Genomic DNA, 21848 nt, shown 5'->3' with positions numbered 1-21848 from the left:
TTTAAAAAGGCGACAGATAAAAGAAAGGGCCGCATATGCGACCCTTTTTACTTTGAACGTTTTGAAATCAGCGGGGCAGGGTGGTTGAACCCATCAGGAACTCATCAACAGAACGAGCGCACTGACGGCCTTCGCGTATTGCCCAGACAACAAGAGACTGACCACGACGCATATCACCGGCAGCAAATACCTTGTCGATGCTGGTTGCATAGTCGACATCAGTAGCAGTGACGTTACCGCGACCATCTTTCTCTACGCCCAGCTCTTCGAGCATGCCTTCATGTACAGGATGTACAAAACCCATAGCCAGAGTGACCAGCTGTGCAGGCAGTTCGAATTCAGAGCCTTCGATCTCGTTCAGCTTCCACTGACCATCTTCCTGTGTCCACTCAACACGAACACACTCTACAGCCTGCAGATTGCCATCAGCATCACCGATGAAACGTTTGGTGGAAACTTCCCAGTCACGGTCGCAACCCTCTTCCTGAGAAGTCGAGGTGCGCAGCTTCATAGGCCAGTTCGGCCATGTGGTCAGCTTATTCGGAACTGCTTCAGGTTTAGGCAGGATTTCGATCTGGGTCACTGATTCAGCACCGTGACGGACAGAGGTGCCGATACAGTCAGAGCCGGTATCACCACCACCGATCACTACCACATGTTTACCGGCAGCAGAGATGAACTCATCATCAGGGATCTTATCACCGAGAACGCGTTTGGTGTTTTTGGTCAGGAACTCCATGGCGAAATGAACGCCATTGAGCTCACGACCCGGAACAGGCAGGTCACGCGGTTTTTCGGAACCACCGGAGAGGATCACTGCATCAAAACGGTTAAGCAGGTCAGATGCTGAGACATTGTCACCGACAGTCGAGTTGACGCGGAATTCAACACCCTCTGCACGCATCTGGGACATGCGACGATCAATCACGGACTTATCGAACTTGAAGTTCGGGATGCCGTAACGCATCAGGCCGCCAATGCGGTCATTCTTCTCAAATACAACCACGTCATGGCCGACACGGGCCAACTGCTGAGCCGCCGCCATACCTGCAGGGCCTGAGCCGACAACCGCTACACGCTTGCCGGTTTTGACCGCGGCAATCTGGGGTGTGATCCAGCCTTCCTCCCAACCTTTTTCAACAACGGATAGCTCGATATTTTTAATCGAAACTGAATCACCGATCAGGCCAACAGTACACGCCTCTTCACACGGAGCAGGACAGATGCGACCGGTAAACTCAGGGAAGTTATTGGTGGAGTGCAGTACATCCAGCGCTTCACGCCAGTTGCCGTGATAAACCGCATCATTCCAGTCAGGGATGATGTTGTTGATCGGGCAGCCGTTGTGGCAGAAGGGGATGCCGCAATCCATGCAGCGCGCACCCTGCGTGCTCATATCTTCAGGCAGTTTTGAAAACTCTTTGAAGTGTACAATACGGTCTGCGACCGGTGCATAGCTCAGGTTTTCGCGAGCGAATTCTTTAAATCCGGTTGCCTTACCCATTGATACTCTCCTTTGCAGCTTCTGCATTTTCCGCTTCCATCTCTTCCAGTGCACGGCGGTAATCTACCGGTATCACTTTAACAAACTGGCCAAGGTAATCGGCCCAGTTCTCAAGAATCCGCTTACCAACGGCTGAGTTGGTATAGTGCACATGACGCTGGATCAGCGTGCGCAGAATCTTCTGATCATTCTGAGAGAGCGTGTGTTTGATGTTTACACGGCCATGCGTTTCAAGATCCGGGCCCTGATGATCCAGCTCTTCCAGTGCATCGGCTTCTGAGGCAACAGGTTCAAGTGCGACCTGCGCCATATTGCAGCGGCTCTCGAAGGTGTCATCGGTATCCAGTACGTAAGCGATACCGCCAGACATACCAGCAGCAAAGTTACGGCCTGTATTGCCGAGTACGACAATGGTGCCACCGGTCATATATTCACAACCGTGATCGCCAACGCCTTCGACAACAGCAACGGCGCCTGAGTTACGTACTGCAAAACGCTCACCACCTACACCATTGAAATAACATTCACCTTCAATAGCACCGAACAGCACGGTATTGCCGACAATGATGTTCTCCTCGGCTTTAAGCCTGGATTCAGCAGGCGGGTAGATAGCAATACGGCCACCGGAGAGGCCTTTACCTACGTAATCGTTTCCTTCACCGGCCAGATCGATGGATATACCACGCGTCAGCCATGCACCGAGAGACTGACCAGCAGTACCCTTGGCTTTGATAGCAATTGTGTCTTCAGCCAGACCTGCATGACCATAACGCTTGGCCACTTCACCTGCGAGCATGGTACCGAAGCTACGATCGACATTGCAGATTGGTGTTTCGATCACGACTGGCGTTCTGTTTTCCAGTGCCTCTTTCGCCTGTTCGATCAGTTTATTGTCGATGAGCTTCTCAAGGCCGTGATCCTGTGTTTCAGTGTGGTAGACCGAAGAACCGTTGGGATCAACGCGGTGGAAGATAGGTGAGAGATCGAGTCCTTCCGACTTCCAGTGCCTTAGAGCATCGTTGGTATCGAGCATATCGGAGCGGCCGATCATCTCATCATAGGTGCGGAAGCCAAGTTCTGCCATAAGCTCGCGCGCTTCTTCAGCAAGGAACATGAAGAAGTTAACCACATCCTCAGGTTTACCTACGAACTTCTTGCGCAGTTCAGGATCCTGTGTGGCAACACCGACCGGGCAGGTATTGAGATGACACTTACGCATCATGATACAACCCTCAGCAATCAGTGCGATGGTGCCAAATGCAACCTCATCTGCACCAAGCAGAGCGGCAATAACAACATCACGACCTGTACGCATCTGGCCATCGGCCTGCAGAATCGTACGACCGCGCAGGCGGTTGAGTACCAGTGTCTGCTGCGTTTCAGCCAGTCCTAACTCCCATGCAGAACCTGCATGTTTAATCGAGGTGATCGGGCTTGCACCGGTACCACCATCATGGCCGGCAATCACCACGTGATCGGCATGCGCTTTAACCACACCGGCAGCAACCGTGCCTACACCGATTTCGGAAACCAGTTTTACGGATATATCAGCAGCCGGGTTGGTGTTTTTCAGATCAAAGATCAGCTGTGCCAGATCCTCAATCGAGTAGATATCGTGATGCGGAGGCGGGGAGATCAGTCCTACACCAGGTGTGGAGTGGCGCACACGGCCGATTCGTTTATCAACCTTGTGGCCTGGCAGCTGTCCGCCTTCACCCGGTTTCGCTCCCTGTGCCATTTTGATCTGAATCTGATCAGCGTTGGCCAGATATTCGGTGGTGACACCAAAACGACCTGAGGCGACCTGTTTAATGGCCGAACGCATCGAATCGCCATTGGCCATTGGTTTGAAACGTTCAGGCTCTTCGCCGCCTTCACCTGTATTGGACTTACCGCCAAGTCGGTTCATGGCAATCGCCAGTGTGGAGTGGGCCTCGTGAGAGATCGAACCGAAGGACATCGCTCCGGTCACAAAGCGTTTCACAATCTCAGTTGCCGGTTCCACCTCATCCAGTGCAACAGGCGCATTTGCTTTGAATTTGAACAGGCCGCGCAGGGTTTTAAGCTTGCCCGCCTGGTCATTTATTTCATTGGCATACTCTTTATACAATGAGTAGTTAGATGTTCTTACTGCATGTTGAACTTTAGCAATAACACCCGGTGTCAGGGTGTGATCTTCACCACGTGCACGCCATGCATATTCGCCGCCGACATCCAGTGCATTTTTGTAGATCATCACACCACGGAAGGCATCGATATGACGCTGGGTAGCTTCCTGTGCAACCTCAGTCAGGCCTGCACCTTCAATCTGAGTTGCCGTGCCGGTGAAGTATTTGGCTACGAAATCAGAAGCCAGACCCACAGCTTCGAAGATTTGTGCACCACAGTAGGACTGGTAGGTGGAGATACCCATCTTGGACATCACCTTAAACAGCCCCTTACCAATGGCTTTGATATAACGCTTTTCGGCTTCTTCAGCACTCAGGTCTGCAGGCAGTTGTCCCTGACGTTTCATATCCACCAGTGTTTCAAAGGCCAGATACGGGTTAATCGCCTCAGCACCGAAACCTGCCAGACAGGCGAAGTGGTGTACTTCGCGTGCTGAACCAGTTTCAACCACAAGGCCTGTTTCTGTGCGCAGCCCTTCACGGATCAGGTGATGATGTACTGCTGAGGTAGCCAGCAGGGCAGGGATGGCAATGTGCTGCGCATCCATCTTGCGATCAGAGAGAATAATAATGTTGAAACGATCACGAACTGCCTCTTCCGCCTGTCTGCAGAGGTTGGCAATAGCTGTTTCCATGCCAGCTGCACCCTGATCTACTGCATAGCAGGATGAGAGGGTAATGGTGCGGAAACGGTTATCAGTGTACTGATCGATATGGCGAATCTTCTCCACATCGACATTGGAGAGAATTGGCTGATGCGCTTCAAGACGCAGCTGTGGCTCACTCTCTTCAAGGCCGAGCAGGTTAGGGCGCGGACCAATGATGGTGGTCAGACTCATCACCATCTCTTCACGAATCGGATCGATCGGAGGATTTGTGACCTGTGCGAAGAGCTGACGGAAATAGTGATACAGAGGTTTGGCACGGTTAGAGAGCACAGTCAGCGGACTGTCATTACCCATTGAACCTGTACCTTCCTGGCCGGAAACGGCCATAGGTGTCATCAGGAACTTGATATCTTCCTGTGTGTAACCAAAGGACTGCTGGCGATGCAGCATGGTATCGTGATCAGGAGCCTGCGGAGCAACCTCCTGTGGCAGGCTCTCCAGCTGAATCTGGGTTTTACCCAGCCACTCTTTATACGGTTTGGCTGCAGAGAGCTGCTGTTTAATCTCATCATCATCAATAATACGACCCTCTTCAAGGTCGATGAGCAGCATTTTGCCCGGCTGCAGGCGCCACTTCTTGATGATCTTCTCTTCAGGGATATCAAGCACACCCATCTCGGATGCGCCGAGTACCAGATTATCTTCAGTGACCAGATAACGGGTAGGACGCAGACCGTTACGGTCAAGTGTTGCACCAATCTGGCGGCCATCGGTAAATGCTACGGCGGCAGGGCCATCCCATGGCTCCATCAGGGCTGCATTATGCTCATAGAATGCCTTGCGCTGCTCATCCATCTGTTTGTTGCCGGCCCACGCTTCAGGGATCATCAGCATGGCTGCGTGTGCCAGTGAATAACCACCGGCGACGAGCAGCTCCAGTGCATTATCAAAACATGCAGTATCGGACTGTCCCTCTTTGCTGATTGGCCAGAGTTTGGTCAGATCATAACCCAGCAGTTCAGACTTCATCGACTGACGGCGCGCATTCATCCAGTTGATGTTACCGCGTACGGTATTGATCTCACCGTTATGCGCCATCATGCGGAAGGGGTGAGCCAGCTCCCATGACGGGAAGGTGTTGGTGGAGAAACGCTGATGTACCAGAGCCAGAGCGCTGGTCATGCGTGCATCGCGCAGGTCTTCGTAATAGGGCGATACCTGATGGGAGTGGAACATGCCTTTATAAACAATGGTGCGGCTGGAGAGTGATGCGGTATAGAAGTTGGCGGCATCATCACTGCCCAGTGCAGAGACAGCATTGCTGGCTACTTTACGGATCACATACAGTTTGCGCTCAAATGTATCCTGATCTGCACAGTTTTCACCTTTAGCCACAAACAGCTGGCGAATAACCGGCTCACAGGCAGTGACACTCTCCGGCAGATCTGCACGGATCGCATCTGTAGGTACATCACGCCAGCCAAGCATAACCTGGCCTTCATTGGTGACGGCTTTTTCGTAGATCTCCTGGCACTGCTTGCGGTAGGTCTCATCCTGCGGGAAGAAGACCATACCAACGCCGTAGTCACCTGTAGCGGGCAGATTAAAATCAAGATCAGCGGTTACCGCTTCAAAGAACTGGTGGGGAATCTGCAGTAGAATGCCCGCACCATCACCTTCGCGAGGGTCGGCACCGGCAGCGCCACGGTGAGTCAGGCGCTCAAGGATTTCCAGACCTTTCTCAACGATATCGTGACTTTTCTCATTTTTGATGTGGGCGACAAATCCAACGCCACATGCATCATGTTCGTTTCTTGGGTCGTAGAGACCCTGCTTAACAGGCTTTCTGTTCACACTTGTATGTGAATTACTCATTCTATTAACCTCACAGATTTAGACTCAAAACACTCGGCAAAACCGGACGCACGACGTGTCTGAATCTGAATTCCTCAATCAAACTTTGTATCACTCCCCCCGGAGCGAAAAGGGGGCGCAATCTAGCGAAAGTGGAGAGAATTCTCCACTCTAATTGCAACCTGGAACAGCGCTGAAAAAAACAGGACGCTGTTCAGGGGCGAAGCTGGCTCTCCATGATCTTCAGGGCTATCGAGCGAGGAACTGCTTTTTGCAATAAAAACAGTACTTTATGGCGCCATCCCGGGACGCAGAAGCCACCACCTTTGGCAAGACTATGCAGTGATGCCTCCACAATCAGCGGAATCGGAGTGCGAAAGAAACTGCCCGTCCCTGACGGCATTCCCGAAACTTCACGGAATCCGGTAGGCGATGGCCCCGGTGCGAGTGTTACAATCCGCAGCTTGCCAGCCAACTCTGTGCGCAGTGATTCACTCCAGTAGGTCAGCCCGGTTTTTGCTGCAGCGTAGGTGCTCATGTAGGGCAGTGGCGCTTCACCGGCCAGTGATGAGACATTGATGATAAAGCCGCTGTTTCTTAGCAGGCAGGGTAGCAGGGCATGGGTGATGGCGATGGGGGCATTGAGATCGGTTTTGATTACATCGATCTGTGGCACGATACCGGTTCTCTCGAAGGTGCCCCAGATGCCGAAACCGGCATTATTGACTAGTCCGACCAGCTTCTCCTTGGCAACGGCTTCCAGCAAGCTGGCAACGCCTGTTTTAGCTGTCATATCTGCCAGCACAAGTTGATGACGTTCGGGATGTTTCAGGGCTGCCAGTGTCATTTTCAGACGAGGCAGGTCGCGCCCGTGCAGAATCAAGCGGTACCCCTGCGGCTCAATCTGTTTGGCGAACTCCAGACCGAAACCACCGGATGCTCCGGTGATCAGTACTGCCGGTTGTCTCTCGTCAGACTCAGTCATGGGTAATGGCCTGCATGGTGCGTTGGCGCTGTTTAAAACTGGCTATCTCATTGATACCAAAGGATTCCAGCAGAGCCAGGCACGCATCACTGCCGTGGCCGACTTCACCCGGAGCATGTGCATCGGAGCCATAAGAGAAGGTTATGCCCAACTCAGCGGCACGTTTGACAATCGCTTTGTGTGGATAGATCTCTGCCACCGGTTTACGCAAACCCGCTGAACTGATTTCCAGTGTCACATCAGCCTTTTTCACAGCCTGTAACATCGCTTCTATAGCCTCTTTTACAGCCACAGAATCAGCAGGCGGCCTGTGTCCAAATTTCTTAATCAGGTCGGGATGGCCGATAATATCGAACAGGCCGGATTCAGCTGATTGCTGCACCAGCCTGAAATAGGCGCAGTAGGCATCTTCAATCTTCCATGTGTCCCAGATCTGGATGGTGTCGGGATTATCAAATCCCCAATCGCCGATGTAGTGCACCGAGCCGATGACATAATCCCAGTTGTAAGAACTGATCATCTCAGCCACATAGGCCTCTGTACCCGGATGAAAGTCAGCTTCCAGTCCAATCCGCACTGTTAATTGCTCTTTCAGCGCATCACGGACCTGTTCCACTTCCTTCAGATAGCCGGGCATCTCGCTGCGATCCATGCGCCAGGGTTTATCAAAATCATCAGGCATAGGGGAGTGATCCGACATGCCGATCTCAGTTAGTCCGGAAGCAATAGCAGCCTGAGCATACTCCATCACCGTGCCTGTAGCGTGGTTACAGCGCGGGGTATGCATGTGGTAGTCAGGGACGGGGCGATAAGTCATGTGCCGATTGTAAAGGTGTGAAGCAAAGCCGCAACGAATGTTTATGCATAAAAGAAGAGGGGGAAAAGAAAAAGGGACCCCGATCTCTCGGAATCCCTTGTTTCATATGGTGCGCCCAGAAGGACTCGAACCTTCGGCCCACGGATTAAAAGTCCGCTACTCTACCAACTGAGCTATAGGCGCATCGCTTTGCAGCGCGGCGAAGTGTGCGAATTTAGGCGCACGTGTCAAACCCTTTTCTACATCAATTGGCTGAAGCCGAAAAAGAGGTTATAGTCACGGGAGAGGAATGGGGCCTGTCAGGTTCAATTTGAATTCGAGCTGGAGATGTTTCTCCTGTGCAAGAGGTGATATGAACGACAAGAGTGATTCTACTGCTGACAGTAAAAAAAGTAATATTGAAAAAGACAATGAAACCGGAACATTCCAGCAGCAACTTGATGTATTCATGGAGCAGGAAGAGTCGCTTCTTCTGGACGCGGATGGGGCTGGAGAAGCGGCCGTTCAGGATCACCTCGATCACTTTGTTGAGGATATAGATCAACAGTATGAGGCTGGTTCGGGGGAAGATGTTGATAGTGAATTGTCTCATCTTGATCCGTTTGCAGATGAAGAGATGGCTGCTTTTGAAGGTGAATCAACACAACGTTCCGACCATGCCGCTACAGGCAGGGGCTCTTATGGCAAATTAATTTCAGGAGCATTGGCGACAACTGCGTTACTTGTTGTAGCTGTTGTCTGGTTCGTATGGCCATCAGGTCCTGTCAATCAGTATGCCGTCAAACATGAGCCGGTAGTTGCGGAACCGACTCCTCCCGTAATGAATGTGAAGCCAGAAGCCGTGGTAGTTGAACCAGAACCTGAAGTCGCAGTGATAGCGGATGTTGTTGTTGAACCGGCAGCTGAAAAGGTAATTGAAGAAAAAGCTATTGCTGTCGAAACAGTTGCGGCAGAGACCGAGCTGCAGATGCCTGCTGTTTCAGATAAAACAATGAAAATCGGGGTCAGTTTTGGCAATGTGCGTGCCCTCCCGCAAGCCGGCACAAAAATTGTGGCCAAGCTGCCACGTCACACGCCTGTGTTGGTTGTGGCCAAGCAGGGTGACTGGTTCCAGATTCGCCTTAGTGGTGATCAGAGCGGCTGGGCTCACCACTCTGTTCTGACAGAGGTTAAAAAACCTGTAGTCACTACAGCATCTGCGGCAACGACACTATTGGTGGTGACTGTAAATGTAGGCAATATTCGCAGGGACCCGCATCCGAAAAGCCAGATTCTCTATAAGTTGAAGCAGGGAACTGCTGTGACACGTATTAATATTGAAGGAGAGTGGTATCAGGTACGCCTGGATAACGGTGTTGAAGCGTGGGCTCATCAATCAATATTCTGACTAATCCGGACTATTCACAAATGCTGTCGCGCCCTCGCTTGTTCCTTTGCCCGCAACGGAGCCCTTGTCAGTCATCCGTAAGCATGGCTACGCACTCCTTCCAAGGAAATACGCTGCGACCAAAGACCCTGCGTGATCATCACAGCGATTTATGAATAGTCCGGGTTGAACCCGTTCGGAAGTTTTTAATAAATAACAACTTTTCTACGCAAGTATGGCGTAGATCACATTTTCTATCTGCTCACATCCATAGTGTTCCCGAAAATAAAGCAGTCCTGCGGGACAATGGGATGAGATGGATCATATGAGCAGATCAGGTAGTGAAATAGAGCATCAGGGCGCAGACCTGCGAGAGCAGCTGCATGCCATCGTGAACAGCGAGATGGATCTCTTCGCAGACGTCGACAAAATTGCAGAGGTGAGTCAGTTGCAAACAGAGGTGAACCAGTTTATGGCCAACCTGCAGCAGCGTTTTGACGGTTATATACTCGAAATCGAGAGAGAGAATGCATCGGCAGCTGAAGCTGCCGAAGATGAGGCGGTCGAAGCCGCCCTTGCCGCAACAGCCCCGACAGAAACAGAACATCTCGAACTTAACAAAGATGATGTGATGAACCTGGAAAAAGAGTTTGGTACTTACGGTATCACTCAAGCCAATGGCATAGGAGAGGGTAAACGCACACCTCGCGAGACTGTGATTCAGAGTCTGATTGGTGCCACCATTGCAGTGGCGCTGATGTGGGTGTTCTGGCCAACAGCGGATCATGACGTTGCTAATGATGCGGTTGATCTGGCAAAGGTTGAGAGCGTGAAGCCTGTAGTCACTGAAAAGGTAGCACCTGTTGTCACTGATAAAACTGCTGCTGTGAAAGCCGAAGAGATGGCTGCACTCAAAGCTGTTGAAGATGCATCGATTGTTGTGACTACAACAGAGGTTATGCCTCAAGAGAGCAAGCCTGAGTTGGCTGTTACAGAAGCAACGCCACCAAAAGCGGTTGCTGACACAAAGATCAGCACTGCAGATCCTGTAGCTAAACCGATCGAGAAAACCAAAGTAGAGAAGCAGGTTGCTGCTAAAGAGCCTGAAACGGTTGTGAACAGCATCATCAACACAGTGATGACCAGTGTTGAGCCGATGTTTGCCGGTGAAAAAATCAAGGTAACAGCTCATTTCGGTAACGTGCGTAGCGCTCCTGATAACAGCGGCAAAGTGGTTTCACGCCTTAAAAAGGGTGAAGAAGTTTATAAGCTGGATGAGAAAGACGGCTGGTTCCAGGTCAGGTTGGACGATGAGAAAACAGCATGGGTACATAAATCCCTGTTTGCGCCACGTCTGAAGGTGGGTGTGGATGTTGGTAATATTCGTACGCAACCAACTGGCAAAGGTAAAATCGTGACTCGTTTGAAAAAGGGTGATTACGTCACCAAAACGGGTGAGCAGAAGGGTTGGTATCAGGTGAAACTTGATAGCGGTAAAACAGCCTGGGCACACCGCTCGATCTTTTAATTCAGTCTATATTGTAATTATAAAAAGCCGTCCGATTTGGGCGGTTTTTTTTGGTCAGGTGATCGGGGGGGGGCACTAAGTATATAAATATCTTCTCATCATATGGTGTGGATCACAGTTTCATTTCACCACTGCCTGCACTATCGACTGATAAGTAGATCGTCCTGCGGGACGGGAGGTGCAGACATATGAATAGACCAGACAGTAAAGTTGAAAATGTGATGGATCTGGATGAAGAGTTCGACACTTACGGCATTAAACAGGCCAATGGCATCACTGAAGCGAAACGCGTGTCTGTAAAGCAGATGCTGGCCCTGGGAGTGATTGGCTCACTGGTTCTAGTATGGGGGCTGTGGCCAGCATCGGATCAGAGCAGTGCTGAACAAATCACGGTAACAGCCCACTATGGCAATGTACGCGATACTCCGGATAACAGTGGCAAGGTGATCTCACGCGTTAAAATGGGTGAAACCGTTTATAAGCTTGCAGAGAAAGATGGTTGGTTCCATATCAGACAGACGGATAGTGAGACCACAGCCTGGGTACACAGATCGGTATTTTCTCCTCGACTGCAGGTTGGCGTGCAACTCGCTAATATTCGTAAGCAGCCGACGGCTAAAGGCAGCATCGTCACACGTCTGAAAAAGGGCGATTACGTCACCAAAACGGGTGAGCAGAAGGGGTGGTATCAGGTGAAGCTCGATAGCGGAAAAACTGCTTGGGCACATAGCTCAGTTTTCTGACTGTTTACATTTGAACTCACAAAAAGCCGCCCAATCGGGCGGTTTTTTTTTGTGCTGAGCATGGCTGTTATTTGAATTTTTACTGCTAAAATATAATTCAGGTGTTGGATAAAACCAGGATGTGACTACTTAAGTGGACGGAAACGGAGTCGGTTGTTACGGAAATACTCGAACTGCTGTTTGGGCAGCTGGAATGGTGCAGCAGCCTGAATCGCTCGGATCAGTGATGCATCCATCATGTCGTTACCCGAACTCTCAATGACTTTCACGGAAACGACTGCGCCACTGGGGGCAAGCACCATCTCAACCAGAGGATCTGTGAGTCTGTCGCTACTGGCAGGCACCTTCCACTGCTCCTGAACCGCCGCCTGCATCAGCGCGACATAACGCTCGATCTCATTCTTGGAGAGCTGCTGGCCAGCGATATTGGCGATATCGGGGCGTGACGTGGAGGCTTTGTTGGTTGAGCTGCTGCGATCTGATGAAGAGCCGATAGGGGCGAAAGGATCGAAATCATCCTCTACCTTTTTTGCCACAGCTTTGGGTTTCGGTTTTGCCACCACTTTAGGTTCTGTTTTTGCCTTGGGTTTCGGCTTCTCTTCCAGCTTCAGTACAGGTTCAAGTTTTGGTTTTATTTTGGGTTTTGGCTTCTCAACAGCCTTTGGCTTGGCCTCCTGCTTTTTTACAGGCTTCACCTTGCGTCGCGACTGCTGTTCAATCGCTGAGAGCTGCTTGGCAGAGATCATCATCACTTCAATGCGTTGCAGCGGCTGCTCCTTTTTCTGGGTCTGCCAGAAGGAGAGCGTGACCACGACAATCAGGATGAGAGCGTGCAGCAGGAACGCATAGAGCAGATCAAGTTTGGTCAGATCTGCTGAATGATCCTCGGCCGGGACTCGTCTAACGGCGCGGCTCAGTGACAAGACCAACTTTCCTGATGCCTGCTGTTTCGAGAAGACTCATCACTTCAGCGACACGACCATAGGGTGTTTTTGCATCGCCACGGATGAAAACGGGCAATCCCGGTTTCTGCTGGCGCATCGCCTGGATACGCGGGGCCAGCTGTTTAATGCTGATCGGCTGCTTCTGCTTCTGCATAAAAATATCACCATTGGCGCGAATGGTCACAACCAGCGGTTCAATATTCTGTTGCATGGCAGGCGCTTCAGCATCCGGCAGGTCAACATTTACACCCTGGGTGAGCAGGGGAGCCGTGACCATAAAGATAATCAATAGCACCAGCATCACATCCACCAGTGGTGTGACATTGATCTCACCCATCGGCTCGTTCTCTTTACTCCATTTACTCTGTCCGGCCCACATGGTTAGCTACCTTATCCTTTCATGTGGCGGGAGATGATATTCAGGAACTCGGAGTTGAACTGCTCCATGTTCGAGGCCAGCCGCTTAAGATCAGCGGTGAACTTGTTGTAGGCGACAACAGCTGGAATCGCTGCAATCAGACCGAAGGCGGTTGCCACCAGTGCTTCTGCAATGCCCGGTGCAACAGCGGTCAATGAGGTGTTCTGGGTAAGGGCGATGCTCTGGAATGCATTAACGATGCCCCATACGGTGCCGAACAGGCCGATGAATGGGGAGGTAGAACCTACCGTGGCGAGAAAGGCGAGGTTGCGGGATAGGCGTTCCATCTCTCTGGAGAAGGCGGCATCAAGGGCGCGCCGGATACCGTCCATACCACCGGCGGCAATAATTTTGCCCGCTTCACTCTGCTTGGCATCGCGACGGGTACGCATGAACTCACGGTAACCGGCCTGAAAGATATTGGGCAGTGATGAGTTGGGATACTGCTGCGGAATGCCAGCCAGTACGGTGTCCATATCGGTACCGCTCCAGAAGGTTTTGGAGAAGGACTCTGCCTGACGGCGCGTTCTGCTGTAGAGGCGCCACTTATTAAAGATAATCGCCCATGAGACAAGCGACAGCAGTATCAGCAGGATAAGTACCCCCTGCACGACAAAACCGGCATTCAGGATAAGGGTTAGAATCGATAGGTCCTGATTCATGAAGAGATCTCCTCTGGTCTGTTTAAATGGCTTTTCAATCGTTCAATTACAATTTTGGGAATGCGGCTAACACTACCATCACGGCTGATACAGGCGAGCTGGATATCACCTTCGGTGAGCAGAAGGCCATCAGACTGGCGATAGATATGCTGCTTAAAGGCGATGCGGGCACCACGCATCTCAATCAGTGCGCTCTCAACATTTAACAACTCATTGAAACGGGCAGGGGCATGATAGCTGACATTGGCCTGACGCACGGCAAACATCACGCCGAACTCTGCTTCGATCAGATCAAGTTCAAGGCCTGCAGAGCGCAGGAATTCACTGCGTGCACGCTCCATATATTTGAGGTAGTTGGCATAATAGACAACACCACCATGGTCGGTGTCCTCATAATAGACGCGGATGGGCCACGATTCACTGAAGCTGGTCACAGCAGTGACTCCTGCTTACCTGTGCCCGGCAGTTCACGTTTAAGGTGTGCGTAGGCCAACGGTGTGGCGGTGCGGCCACGCGGGGTGCGGGCTATTAACCCCTCCTGCAACAGGTAGGGCTCCAGTACATCCTCGATGGTATCACGCTCCTCTGAGATTGAGGCGGCCAGCGTGTCCAGACCAACCGGGCCACCACTGTATTTATCAATAATCACCAGCAACAGGCGTCGATCCTGATGATCAAGGCCGAGATGATCGACCTCAAGTCGTTGCAGTGATGAGTCGGCAACAGCCTGATCAATAAGTCCTTCATGTTCGATCTCGGCAAAATCGCGAACACGGCGCAACAGGCGATTGGCGATACGCGGTGTGCCACGTGAACGTTTGGCAATCTCCAGTGAGCCGACTGCGGCAGTCTGGATCTCCAACAGGGAGGCAGAGCGACTGACAATGCGTGCCAGCTGTTCATGCGTATAGAACTCCAGCCGTTCAATGACACCGAAGCGATCACGCAGTGGATTGGTCAGCAGTCCTGCACGTGTGGTGGCACCAATCAGGGTAAAGCGGGGAATATCCATCTTGATCGAACGGGCGGCAGGGCCCTGACCAATCACAATATCAAGCTGAAAATCTTCCATGGCCGGATAGAGAATCTCCTCCACCTGCGGGCTTAAGCGGTGAATCTCATCAATAAAGAGTACATCACCCTCTTCAATATTGGTCAGCATGGCTGCCAGATCACCGGGGCGCTCAATAACAGGGCCGGAGGTGGCGCGAATATTCACACCCATCTCGGTGGCAATGATATTGGCCAGGGTAGTTTTGCCCAGTCCAGGCGGGCCATAGAGTAGCACATGATCAAGTGATTCACTGCGCGCTTTGGCCGCCTGAATATAGATCTTCAGATTGGCTCGGATCTTCTCCTGTCCCACATACTCATCAAGGCTTTTGGGACGCAGGGCAGCATCCCAGTTATCCGTGGGTGTTGAGATGCCATCGATCAGGCGCTGCTCTTCTAAATCACTCATCCAAGTGCCTTCAGTGTATTGCGGAACATCGTTTCAAAATCGGCCGGTTCCACCTTTTTCAGGGCGGCATCAATCTGGATGGGTTTGTAACCGAGGTTGGCAAGGGCTGAGCGCACATCATCATGACTGTTGCTGATGCTAACGCCTGCGCTGCTCACAGCTCCTGCATCGAGTTTGCCCTGTAGCTCAAGAATGAGTCGCTGCGCAGTCTTTTTGCCGATACCCGGCGTGCGCGAGATGGAGAGATCATCAGCATTTTCAATAGCGAGTACCAGCTCTTCAGTGGACATGCCACTCATCAGATTCAGCCCCATACGGGCCCCGATACCGGATACGCTGGTCAACTTGCGAAACAGGGTGCGTTCAGCACCATTGGCAAAACCGAACAGGGTAATCTGGTCTTCGCGCACATAGGTGTGGATCGAGAGTTCAGCTTTGCCACCCTGTTTAAGTTTACAGAGGGTCTGCAGGCTGAGTGCTACTTCATAACCGACACCGCCGGTCTCTACGATAACAAGGCCTGCCGGATCGAGTTCTCGAACTGTACCTGATAACCAACCGATCAATTTATCCCCCGCAGCAGCTGTTTTGAGTGGCAGTGATCATTTCTTTCCCGCCATTTTCTGCATCGGTGAATGATGCGCATGGCAGATGGCTACGGCAAGGGCGTCTGCAGCATCTTCAGGGCACGGCTCAGGCGGATGCAGCAGCATACGAATCATATGACCGACCTGATCCTTATCTGCACGACCAAAACCGACCACGGCCTGCTTCACCGCTGTGGGAGAGTAGGGGCTTACACGCAGTCCGTGAAAGCCGCAGGCTGCCACCAGAGCACCGCGTGCCTGACCCAGTTTCAGGGCTGAACTGACATTTTTGGAGACAAAAACATCCTCAATAGCAGCGCTCTCCGGTTTGAAATCAGCAATAATCTTTGACAGGCCTGAATAGAGAACAAACAGGCGCTCATCATAATCGCCTTTGCCGGTACGAATCACGGCATGGTGCACGTGTGTAAGGCGATTGCCCTGCACATCTATAATGCCTACACCTGTTTTTACTGATCCAGGATCAACCCCGATAATTCTCAATGGTTCATCCGCAGTTCTGAATTGGCGTTAATAACTGTCACAGCGTGTTGAATCGTGGACCGTTTACGATGTCCTGGCATGAAAGATCCCCTCAGAATTATCTTATGCGTACCATAACAGGGGGGGAGTGCGTGTGAAACGTTAGGTGTGAGGTGTGGCGATTATTATCCTCACCCCTGACGCCTTACCCCTAACGAATAACCATCTATATCTTTTCTGCGACGGAAGTCATCACCTTGGAGGTCAGTTTCATCATCTGTTTGATCGGTTGTGGCAGATCGGCAGCACCGAGATCTTCAGCCAGTTCGGCATGACCCTGCTCATCAATCTTCATCTGCTCGACAATCGCGCGGCTGCGGCTGTCATTGGCAGGTAGATTATCCAGATGGGAGTTGAGGTGGCGCACTACCTGATGCTCTGTTTCAGCCAGAAACCCGAGATTCCAGCGGTCACCGGCAATGCCTGCTGCCATACCGATGGCAAATGAACCTGCATACCAGAGTGGATCAAACAGACTGGGACGTTCACCCAGCTCATCCAGGCGACTTCGACACCAATTCAGGTGATCGGACTCTTCAATCGAGGCGTGACGCAGTTTGTCCACCAGCTTGGGATCGCGTGCTGTCAGGCTCTGCCCCTGATAGAGGGCCTGCGCAGCCATCTCTCCGGAGTGATTCACCCGCATCAGACCAGCAGCCAATCGCTTCTCTTCAGCAGTGAGTTGTGCTGGTTCACTCTCTACTTGGGAAGCGGGGTAGGTGCGGGAGCTGACCTGCCTGCAAAAGATGTTATTCAGGGCGCGATCGATCTCGCCAATAAACTGATCTGCCATGGTCGGATTACGGAATGGTTTGTTCATGAATGAATCATAAATCTCTAAATCCTTAACGCAACAATGGATATACACAGGTCTTATCCCTTTATTTTCAACGCCTTCAGCCGCTCTCCACAGAGCCTGTGGATAACTGTGTGGATGAAACCGGTTTGAGGCCTCTGTTTATTACAGTTCTGTGGCACGCAGTCGACATGCTTAAAAAATAGGCATCATGAATAGTTGTTATTATTCAGCATGTTAAGATGATTGTTTTGATTTGTTCGGAAAGAAAGGCCGCAAGTTGAACTTTTAGGGAAAATCTCACGCGTCAAGTGGATAAAAACTATTACTGAAGCAGTTTTCGGGCTTGTGAGGCAGCTTTTTCACCACGTAATACAGCAAACTCAATGGTGGCAGGCAGTTGGCCCGGAGCAGGGGACTCGGTTGCATCGAGAATTCTGGAGGAGGCTGTGAGCATCGGCTGACTTTCACGTACAAGCACAGTCGCCCTTTTTTCACGGATTATACGGTGGTGGACGGGTACCGATTCAACGTCACAGATAAGGTTGATTTCATGGCTGATCTGCGCAACCAAAACCTCATCACTGATCCTGCTCTCATCGGCACTGATCACGACGCAGAGGTGCCTTAACGGTGGGCTCTCTTCAAAGGTCTGTGAAACATCGAAAAACCACTCGCCGGAGGTGCCGATGCCGCCGATCAGAGGCTCGGGTAGGCCGCAGTGCCCCTTATACCAGAGATGAATATTGGTGATGCAGCGCGTTTCAAAGCGCTTCTCCAGACCTAAAAGGGTAGCTGCTGCATAAGCAGGCAGCGCAAGAACTGCTGTTGTAAATGGTTTGCCATCCACTTCAACCAGACCGCCTGCCTGCTCTTTAACAGAGCGAACGCGGTAACCAGTTCTGATGCTTACACCCAGTTGTTCAGCTTTCTCTACAAGAGGGGCAATCAGCGCCTTATCCAGTGGTGCATTAAACCAGCCAAGTCTGGCCGAGGCTTTGGATGCAAAGCTCTCTTTCAACACCCGTTTAAATGTTGCAGCACTGGCGGTACTTATATCCTCATTCATCACACCCAGACAGATCGGCTCAAGCATGTCGCGGCGTAAATTCTCGGGGATAGCGGCTAATCTGAACAGCTCAGCAACAGTGCTCTGTTGATGGTTGCTTTGATCCAGCAGGCGGGCCAGTCGCAACATCGCTGCTGCTGAACGCCAGTCATGACCCGGCAGTGCTTTAACCGCGATAAGCAGCGCCATGGAAAATGGCATGTAAGGCGCAGGTTGAAGGTTGAAGAGTTTGCGCTGCTCATCCCATAACGAAAGTTTGAGTGATGGCTGCCATGTCACGTTATCCGCTGCACTGCAATCGCTTAGCAGCTGCTGTGTGGCCGCATAAGCACCAATAAGAAGGTGGGGGCCGTTATCGCAGAGCTCTCCGGTAGTTTTATCAATAAATGAACGGGTTCGGCCGCCCGCTTTGGCTGCGGCTTCAAAGAGTTCAACCTTAATACCAGCCTCAGCCAGCCGGATTGCAGCGGTGAGGCCGCACAGGCCGCCACCAATGACTGCAACAGATCGGCTAATCTCAGAACTCCAGTTTTAGCGGCATGTTTTTCTTTATTGCCCTGGTTTCATAACGCCATGTTTTCCATGCCGTCCAGATCTTGCGCAGGGGCAGAATATGAATCGGCTTCTGCCACATATCAAAATCGGCATCGCGCAGGCGCTGCAGATAGTTGTAGTAGATCGTACCCATCAGAATCGATGGCCGCAGGCTCTCACGATCCTCATCAGGTAGGTTATCCAGGGCCTGGCGATAGGCCGTTTCAGCGCGTTCGGCATAGTCACTAAGCAGGGCGCGCATGCCGTCGCTCATATTGCCATCTTTAAAATCCTGATCGCTGACCCGATAGCGGATGCGCTCCTCTTGAGGGAAATAGATGCGGCCCATTTTGGCATCGGTAGCGACATCACGCAGGATGTTGGTCAGTTGCAGTGCTTCACCGAGAGAGGTGGCAAAGTCGCGGCTTTTACGGTTTTTGTAACCGAACACTTCAATAGTCAGCAGCCCTACAGCACCGGCAACCCGGTAGGCGTAGAGTGATAGATCGGCATGTTTAAGGATAGGCTGGCGCTTCACATCCATCAGCATGCCATCGATAATCTCAACCAGCAGCTCCTCATCAATAGGAAAGTGTTCAGCAGCCCAGGCCAGCTCTCTGCCCACCGGGTGCTGCGCTGTGCCTTTAAATGCGCGGTTTAGCTCTTCACGCCAGAAGGCCAGTTTGGAGAGGGCAACCTCCTGCTCTTTCACCTCATCGGCGATATCATCGACTTCACGACAGAAGGCGTAGAGCGCCATCATGGCCCGGCGCTGCTCTTCAGCCAGAAATAGAAAGGCATAGAAAAATGAGGAGCCGGAACCTCTGGTTCGATCACGGCAGTACTGTTCAGGTGTCATGATCTATTTTCCTTTGTGCAGTTGATGGAAACAGGGTGTCTTTCAATACAGGCAGCAGCATCACTTTCCATTCACCACCGGCCAGACTTGGCCTCTGCTGCAGCGGTTGCTCACTCTGCTCAATTTTATGAAGCATGCGGCGACCACCGTGGATGGTTGCAGCAATCTGCAGACGCAACCTGAAGGGCAGCTTTAAGAGCAGAGGAACACCTGACTCAAGCAGTTCGCTGGTGGTTAACAGGGCGTGGTTGAGGACAGGCTGCAGCATTTCATCACTAACCTGGCTATCGAGCATCATCTGGCTGCTCAACGCTGACTCCTGCAGCCATGTTTGCGGTAGATAACAGCGCCCTCGTGGCAGATCGATGCTCAGATCCTGCCAGAAATTGATCAGCTGCAGCGCAGTGCAGATACTATCTGAGCAGCGAACCGCTTCACCGTCATGAACCCCGTGCAGGGCAAGCATCAATCGTCCAACCGGATTGGCGGAGTGTTTGCAGTAGAAGAGTAGCTCATCAAAACTTGAGTAGGCGTGGATGGTGACATCCATACGAAATGCGATAAGCAGGTTATACAGCTCTTCAACCGGCAGGTTGTGCCTGCGAATGGCATCACCAAGCGCCATAAATACCGGATGATCGATATTCGCATCGGTTTCACAGCGCTCCAGCAGCGTCTCCCAGGCATCGATCTGTTTGATTCTGGTTTCAGGAGCCGCATCACCCTCATCAGCCAGATCATCGGCGTGACGGGCAAAGGCGTAGATCGCCGCTACAGCCGGGCGCAGATCAGCCCTCAGCAGTTTGGATGCTGTGGGGAAGTTCTCATAGTGGTTCCGTGCGATATCCAGACAATGTTGATAAGCTTGCGCTAGCTGCATGGGCTGGCCTGTAGAGGTCGACATAGCGGCATGGTGGCAATGCAGCAGTGATTCCGCAACTATTCAGTACAGAGGCAATGGAGACCACTGAGAACGCAAAGGTAGGCAAAGGAAAACTACTAAAACAGAAATGATAATCTGTTTTATATAATTCGTGTCTATTCGTGTTCATTCGTGGTTCGCTTGAACAGACTAAGGGGAGAGGATTGTGACAAAATACAGTCAGGATAGTGGTAAACGTGTAGCCGTGGTCGGTGGTGGCGTTATAGGCTGCCTGACAGCGCTCTATCTGCACCGCCTTGGTGCAAATCCCATAATCCTTGAAAAAGGCAATACAGGCCGTGAATCGAGCTGGGCTGGTGCCGGTATTCTCTGCCCGATTCACCCATGGCTCTATCCCGACAGCTTCACCCATCTGGTAGATGCCAGCCTCTCCATGTTCCCTGAAATGAATGCTATGCTGGAAGAGTTAAGCGGCTTAAAGACTCAGTGGCAGTCGTGTGGCCTGATGATTCCAATGTTTGCCGATGATCGTATTCACCACCGAGAGGATGCATTGAACTGGTCCAAACGCTTCGGCTGGAAGGTTGAAGAGCTGGATTCGAAACAGAGTTGTGAACATGAGCCGACCATGAGCCCGCAGGTTAGTGGCTCTCTGTTGTGGCCGGAAGTTGGGCAGGTACGCAATCCACGCCTGCTGGCCGCCGTTAAACAGGCACTGGCCAACAGCAACATCACCATTCGTGAACAGGCCGAGGTGATCGGCGTTGGTAAAAACGGAGAGGGTGAAGTCTCATCGGTAACACTTGCTGGTGGTGAAACCGTTGAAGTCGATGCCGTACTGCTGGCAGCAGGCAGCTGGAGCGGTGAACTGGCGCGTCAGATTGGTCTTGAGCTGCCAGTCGAACCAGTTAAAGGGCAGATTGTGCTGCTCAAAGATAAACCGGGCAAAGTAAATAGCATCATCAAACATGACGATGTCTATCTGGTGCCACGTGTGGATGGTCATATACTGGTTGGTGCCAGCATGGAGCGGGTAGGCTTTAAACCCGGCACGACCGAATCAGTCGTCAATAACCTGCTCGAAGCAACTTATCGCATTACACCGGGCCTTAAAGATGCAGAGATTATTGAGCAGTGGATGGGCTTCCGTCCCGGCAGTCCCGACGGCATGCCATACCTTGGCCCTGTAGATGGCCATCCCGGCCTGTTTGTGGCCACCGGTCACTACCGCAATGGCGTAGCCCTTGCCCCCGGCACAGCCGATATCATGAGCCGCTGGATCATGGGTGAAATCCCATCAATGGATCTCTCTGATTTTAGAGTGGACAGGACAGTGGTTAATCTTGAAAAAGTAGGTTTCCCCGCCGCCGCGTAATCTCTGCTCGAAGCTCTTGTCTCGTCCTAAAATACGTTGACGTTTTTTTATTCAAGCCGGCTGCCAATGGCAGTCGGCTTTTTTATGCACCTCTTCGGGTGTTTTCATTCCCAGGCTGAGGTGCGGCCTGAGTCGATTATATG

19 protein-coding genes, 1 tRNA gene and 1 pseudogene are annotated in these 21848 nt (G+C 51.7%); 4 read left to right on the top strand and 17 right to left on the bottom strand.

Annotation, left to right across the window (positions count from 1 at the left end; all coding sequences use genetic code 11):
* Nucleotides 1-67: 67 nt before the first annotated feature.
* The 5 genes from F3F96_RS09155 to F3F96_RS09135 all read right to left on the bottom strand — a co-directional run bounded on the left by F3F96_RS09155 (nt 68) and on the right by F3F96_RS09135 (nt 8119).
* Nucleotides 68-1504, bottom strand: coding sequence for a glutamate synthase subunit beta (locus F3F96_RS09155; RefSeq protein ID WP_176962964.1), 1437 nt, complete (start codon nt 1502-1504; stop codon nt 68-70).
* Nucleotides 1497-6155, bottom strand: a complete 4659-nt coding sequence (gene gltB / locus F3F96_RS09150; protein WP_176962963.1) for a glutamate synthase large subunit — start codon at nt 6153-6155, stop codon at nt 1497-1499. Before gltB ends, F3F96_RS09155 begins: the two co-directional genes overlap by 8 nt.
* A gap of 193 nt (nt 6156-6348) precedes the next feature.
* Complete coding sequence (locus tag F3F96_RS09145; protein WP_176962962.1) at nt 6349-7119, bottom strand: SDR family oxidoreductase; 771 nt, start codon at nt 7117-7119, stop codon at nt 6349-6351.
* Nucleotides 7112-7936, bottom strand: a complete 825-nt coding sequence (gene hisJ, locus F3F96_RS09140) for a histidinol-phosphatase HisJ (RefSeq protein WP_241697757.1) — start codon at nt 7934-7936, stop codon at nt 7112-7114. Before hisJ ends, F3F96_RS09145 begins: the two co-directional genes overlap by 8 nt.
* Nucleotides 7937-8043: 107 nt before the next feature.
* Nucleotides 8044-8119 (bottom strand) — tRNA-Lys (locus tag F3F96_RS09135).
* Between the two features lie 169 nt (nt 8120-8288).
* On the opposite strand from F3F96_RS09135, the gene F3F96_RS09130 reads away from it, so the two are divergent.
* The 3 genes from F3F96_RS09130 to F3F96_RS09120 all read left to right on the top strand — a co-directional run bounded on the left by F3F96_RS09130 (nt 8289) and on the right by F3F96_RS09120 (nt 11573).
* Complete coding sequence (locus tag F3F96_RS09130; protein WP_176962961.1) at nt 8289-9323, top strand: SH3 domain-containing protein; 1035 nt, start codon at nt 8289-8291, stop codon at nt 9321-9323.
* A 304-nt stretch (nt 9324-9627) separates the two neighbouring features.
* Nucleotides 9628-10830 carry an SH3 domain-containing protein gene (locus tag F3F96_RS09125; RefSeq protein WP_176962960.1) on the top strand — a complete coding sequence of 401 codons (1203 nt, stop codon included), beginning with the start codon at nt 9628-9630 and terminating at the stop codon, nt 10828-10830.
* A 188-nt stretch (nt 10831-11018) separates the two neighbouring features.
* The gene (locus F3F96_RS09120) at nt 11019-11573 is read left to right on the top strand and encodes an SH3 domain-containing protein (RefSeq protein WP_176962959.1); all 555 of its coding nucleotides are present in this window, start codon (nt 11019-11021) and stop codon (nt 11571-11573) included.
* A 125-nt stretch (nt 11574-11698) separates the two neighbouring features.
* Here F3F96_RS09120 and F3F96_RS09115 read toward each other — a convergent pair whose 3' ends face one another.
* The 11 genes from F3F96_RS09115 to hpnC form a co-directional block, all read right to left on the bottom strand.
* Entirely contained in the window at nt 11699-12496 is a 798-nt protein-coding gene (locus F3F96_RS09115) for a TonB family protein (protein ID WP_176962958.1), read from the bottom strand.
* Nucleotides 12474-12896, bottom strand: coding sequence for a protein TolR (gene tolR, locus F3F96_RS09110; protein ID WP_176962957.1), 423 nt, complete (start codon nt 12894-12896; stop codon nt 12474-12476). Before tolR ends, F3F96_RS09115 begins: the two co-directional genes overlap by 23 nt.
* Nucleotides 12897-12907: 11 nt before the next feature.
* Nucleotides 12908-13597, bottom strand: a complete 690-nt coding sequence (gene tolQ, locus F3F96_RS09105) for a protein TolQ (protein ID WP_176962956.1) — start codon at nt 13595-13597, stop codon at nt 12908-12910.
* Complete coding sequence (ybgC, locus tag F3F96_RS09100; RefSeq protein ID WP_370465528.1) at nt 13594-14031, bottom strand: tol-pal system-associated acyl-CoA thioesterase; 438 nt, start codon at nt 14029-14031, stop codon at nt 13594-13596. Before ybgC ends, tolQ begins: the two co-directional genes overlap by 4 nt.
* Entirely contained in the window at nt 14028-15059 is a 1032-nt protein-coding gene (gene ruvB / locus F3F96_RS09095; protein WP_176962955.1) for a Holliday junction branch migration DNA helicase RuvB, read from the bottom strand. The genes ybgC and ruvB overlap by 4 nt, the downstream gene beginning before the upstream one ends.
* The gene (gene ruvA, locus F3F96_RS09090) at nt 15056-15625 is read right to left on the bottom strand and encodes a Holliday junction branch migration protein RuvA (protein ID WP_176962954.1); all 570 of its coding nucleotides are present in this window, start codon (nt 15623-15625) and stop codon (nt 15056-15058) included. The genes ruvB and ruvA overlap by 4 nt, the downstream gene beginning before the upstream one ends.
* 36 nt (nt 15626-15661) lie before the next feature.
* On the bottom strand, nt 15662-16150 hold the full coding sequence (gene ruvC, locus F3F96_RS09085) for a crossover junction endodeoxyribonuclease RuvC (RefSeq protein WP_176962953.1): 489 nt from the start codon (nt 16148-16150) through the stop codon (nt 15662-15664).
* 205 nt (nt 16151-16355) lie between these two features.
* Complete coding sequence (gene coq7 / locus F3F96_RS09080) at nt 16356-17009, bottom strand: 2-polyprenyl-3-methyl-6-methoxy-1,4-benzoquinone monooxygenase (RefSeq protein ID WP_206675310.1); 654 nt, start codon at nt 17007-17009, stop codon at nt 16356-16358.
* A 301-nt stretch (nt 17010-17310) separates the two neighbouring features.
* Nucleotides 17311-18549 carry an FAD-dependent oxidoreductase gene (locus tag F3F96_RS09075; RefSeq protein WP_370465533.1) on the bottom strand — a complete coding sequence of 413 codons (1239 nt, stop codon included), beginning with the start codon at nt 18547-18549 and terminating at the stop codon, nt 17311-17313.
* Between the two features lie 22 nt (nt 18550-18571).
* Nucleotides 18572-19447 carry a presqualene diphosphate synthase HpnD gene (hpnD, locus tag F3F96_RS09070; RefSeq protein WP_176962952.1) on the bottom strand — a complete coding sequence of 292 codons (876 nt, stop codon included), beginning with the start codon at nt 19445-19447 and terminating at the stop codon, nt 18572-18574.
* Complete coding sequence (hpnC, locus tag F3F96_RS09065) at nt 19437-20351, bottom strand: squalene synthase HpnC (RefSeq protein WP_176962951.1); 915 nt, start codon at nt 20349-20351, stop codon at nt 19437-19439. The genes hpnD and hpnC overlap by 11 nt, the downstream gene beginning before the upstream one ends.
* A gap of 184 nt (nt 20352-20535) precedes the next feature.
* Here hpnC and thiO point away from each other — a divergent pair, with 184 nt between their 5' ends.
* Complete coding sequence (gene thiO, locus F3F96_RS09060; protein ID WP_370465527.1) at nt 20536-21705, top strand: glycine oxidase ThiO; 1170 nt, start codon at nt 20536-20538, stop codon at nt 21703-21705.
* A 51-nt stretch (nt 21706-21756) separates the two neighbouring features.
* Here thiO and F3F96_RS12720 read toward each other — a convergent pair.
* Nucleotides 21757-21848, bottom strand: a pseudogene (locus F3F96_RS12720) (integrase); the annotation flags it as partial.

The organism is Mariprofundus sp. NF (genome assembly GCF_013387455.1).
GTDB lineage: Bacteria > Pseudomonadota > Zetaproteobacteria > Mariprofundales > Mariprofundaceae > Mariprofundus.
The sequence above is the reverse complement of the archived record's forward strand: the minus strand, read 5'-3'. Positions and strand labels throughout refer to the sequence as shown.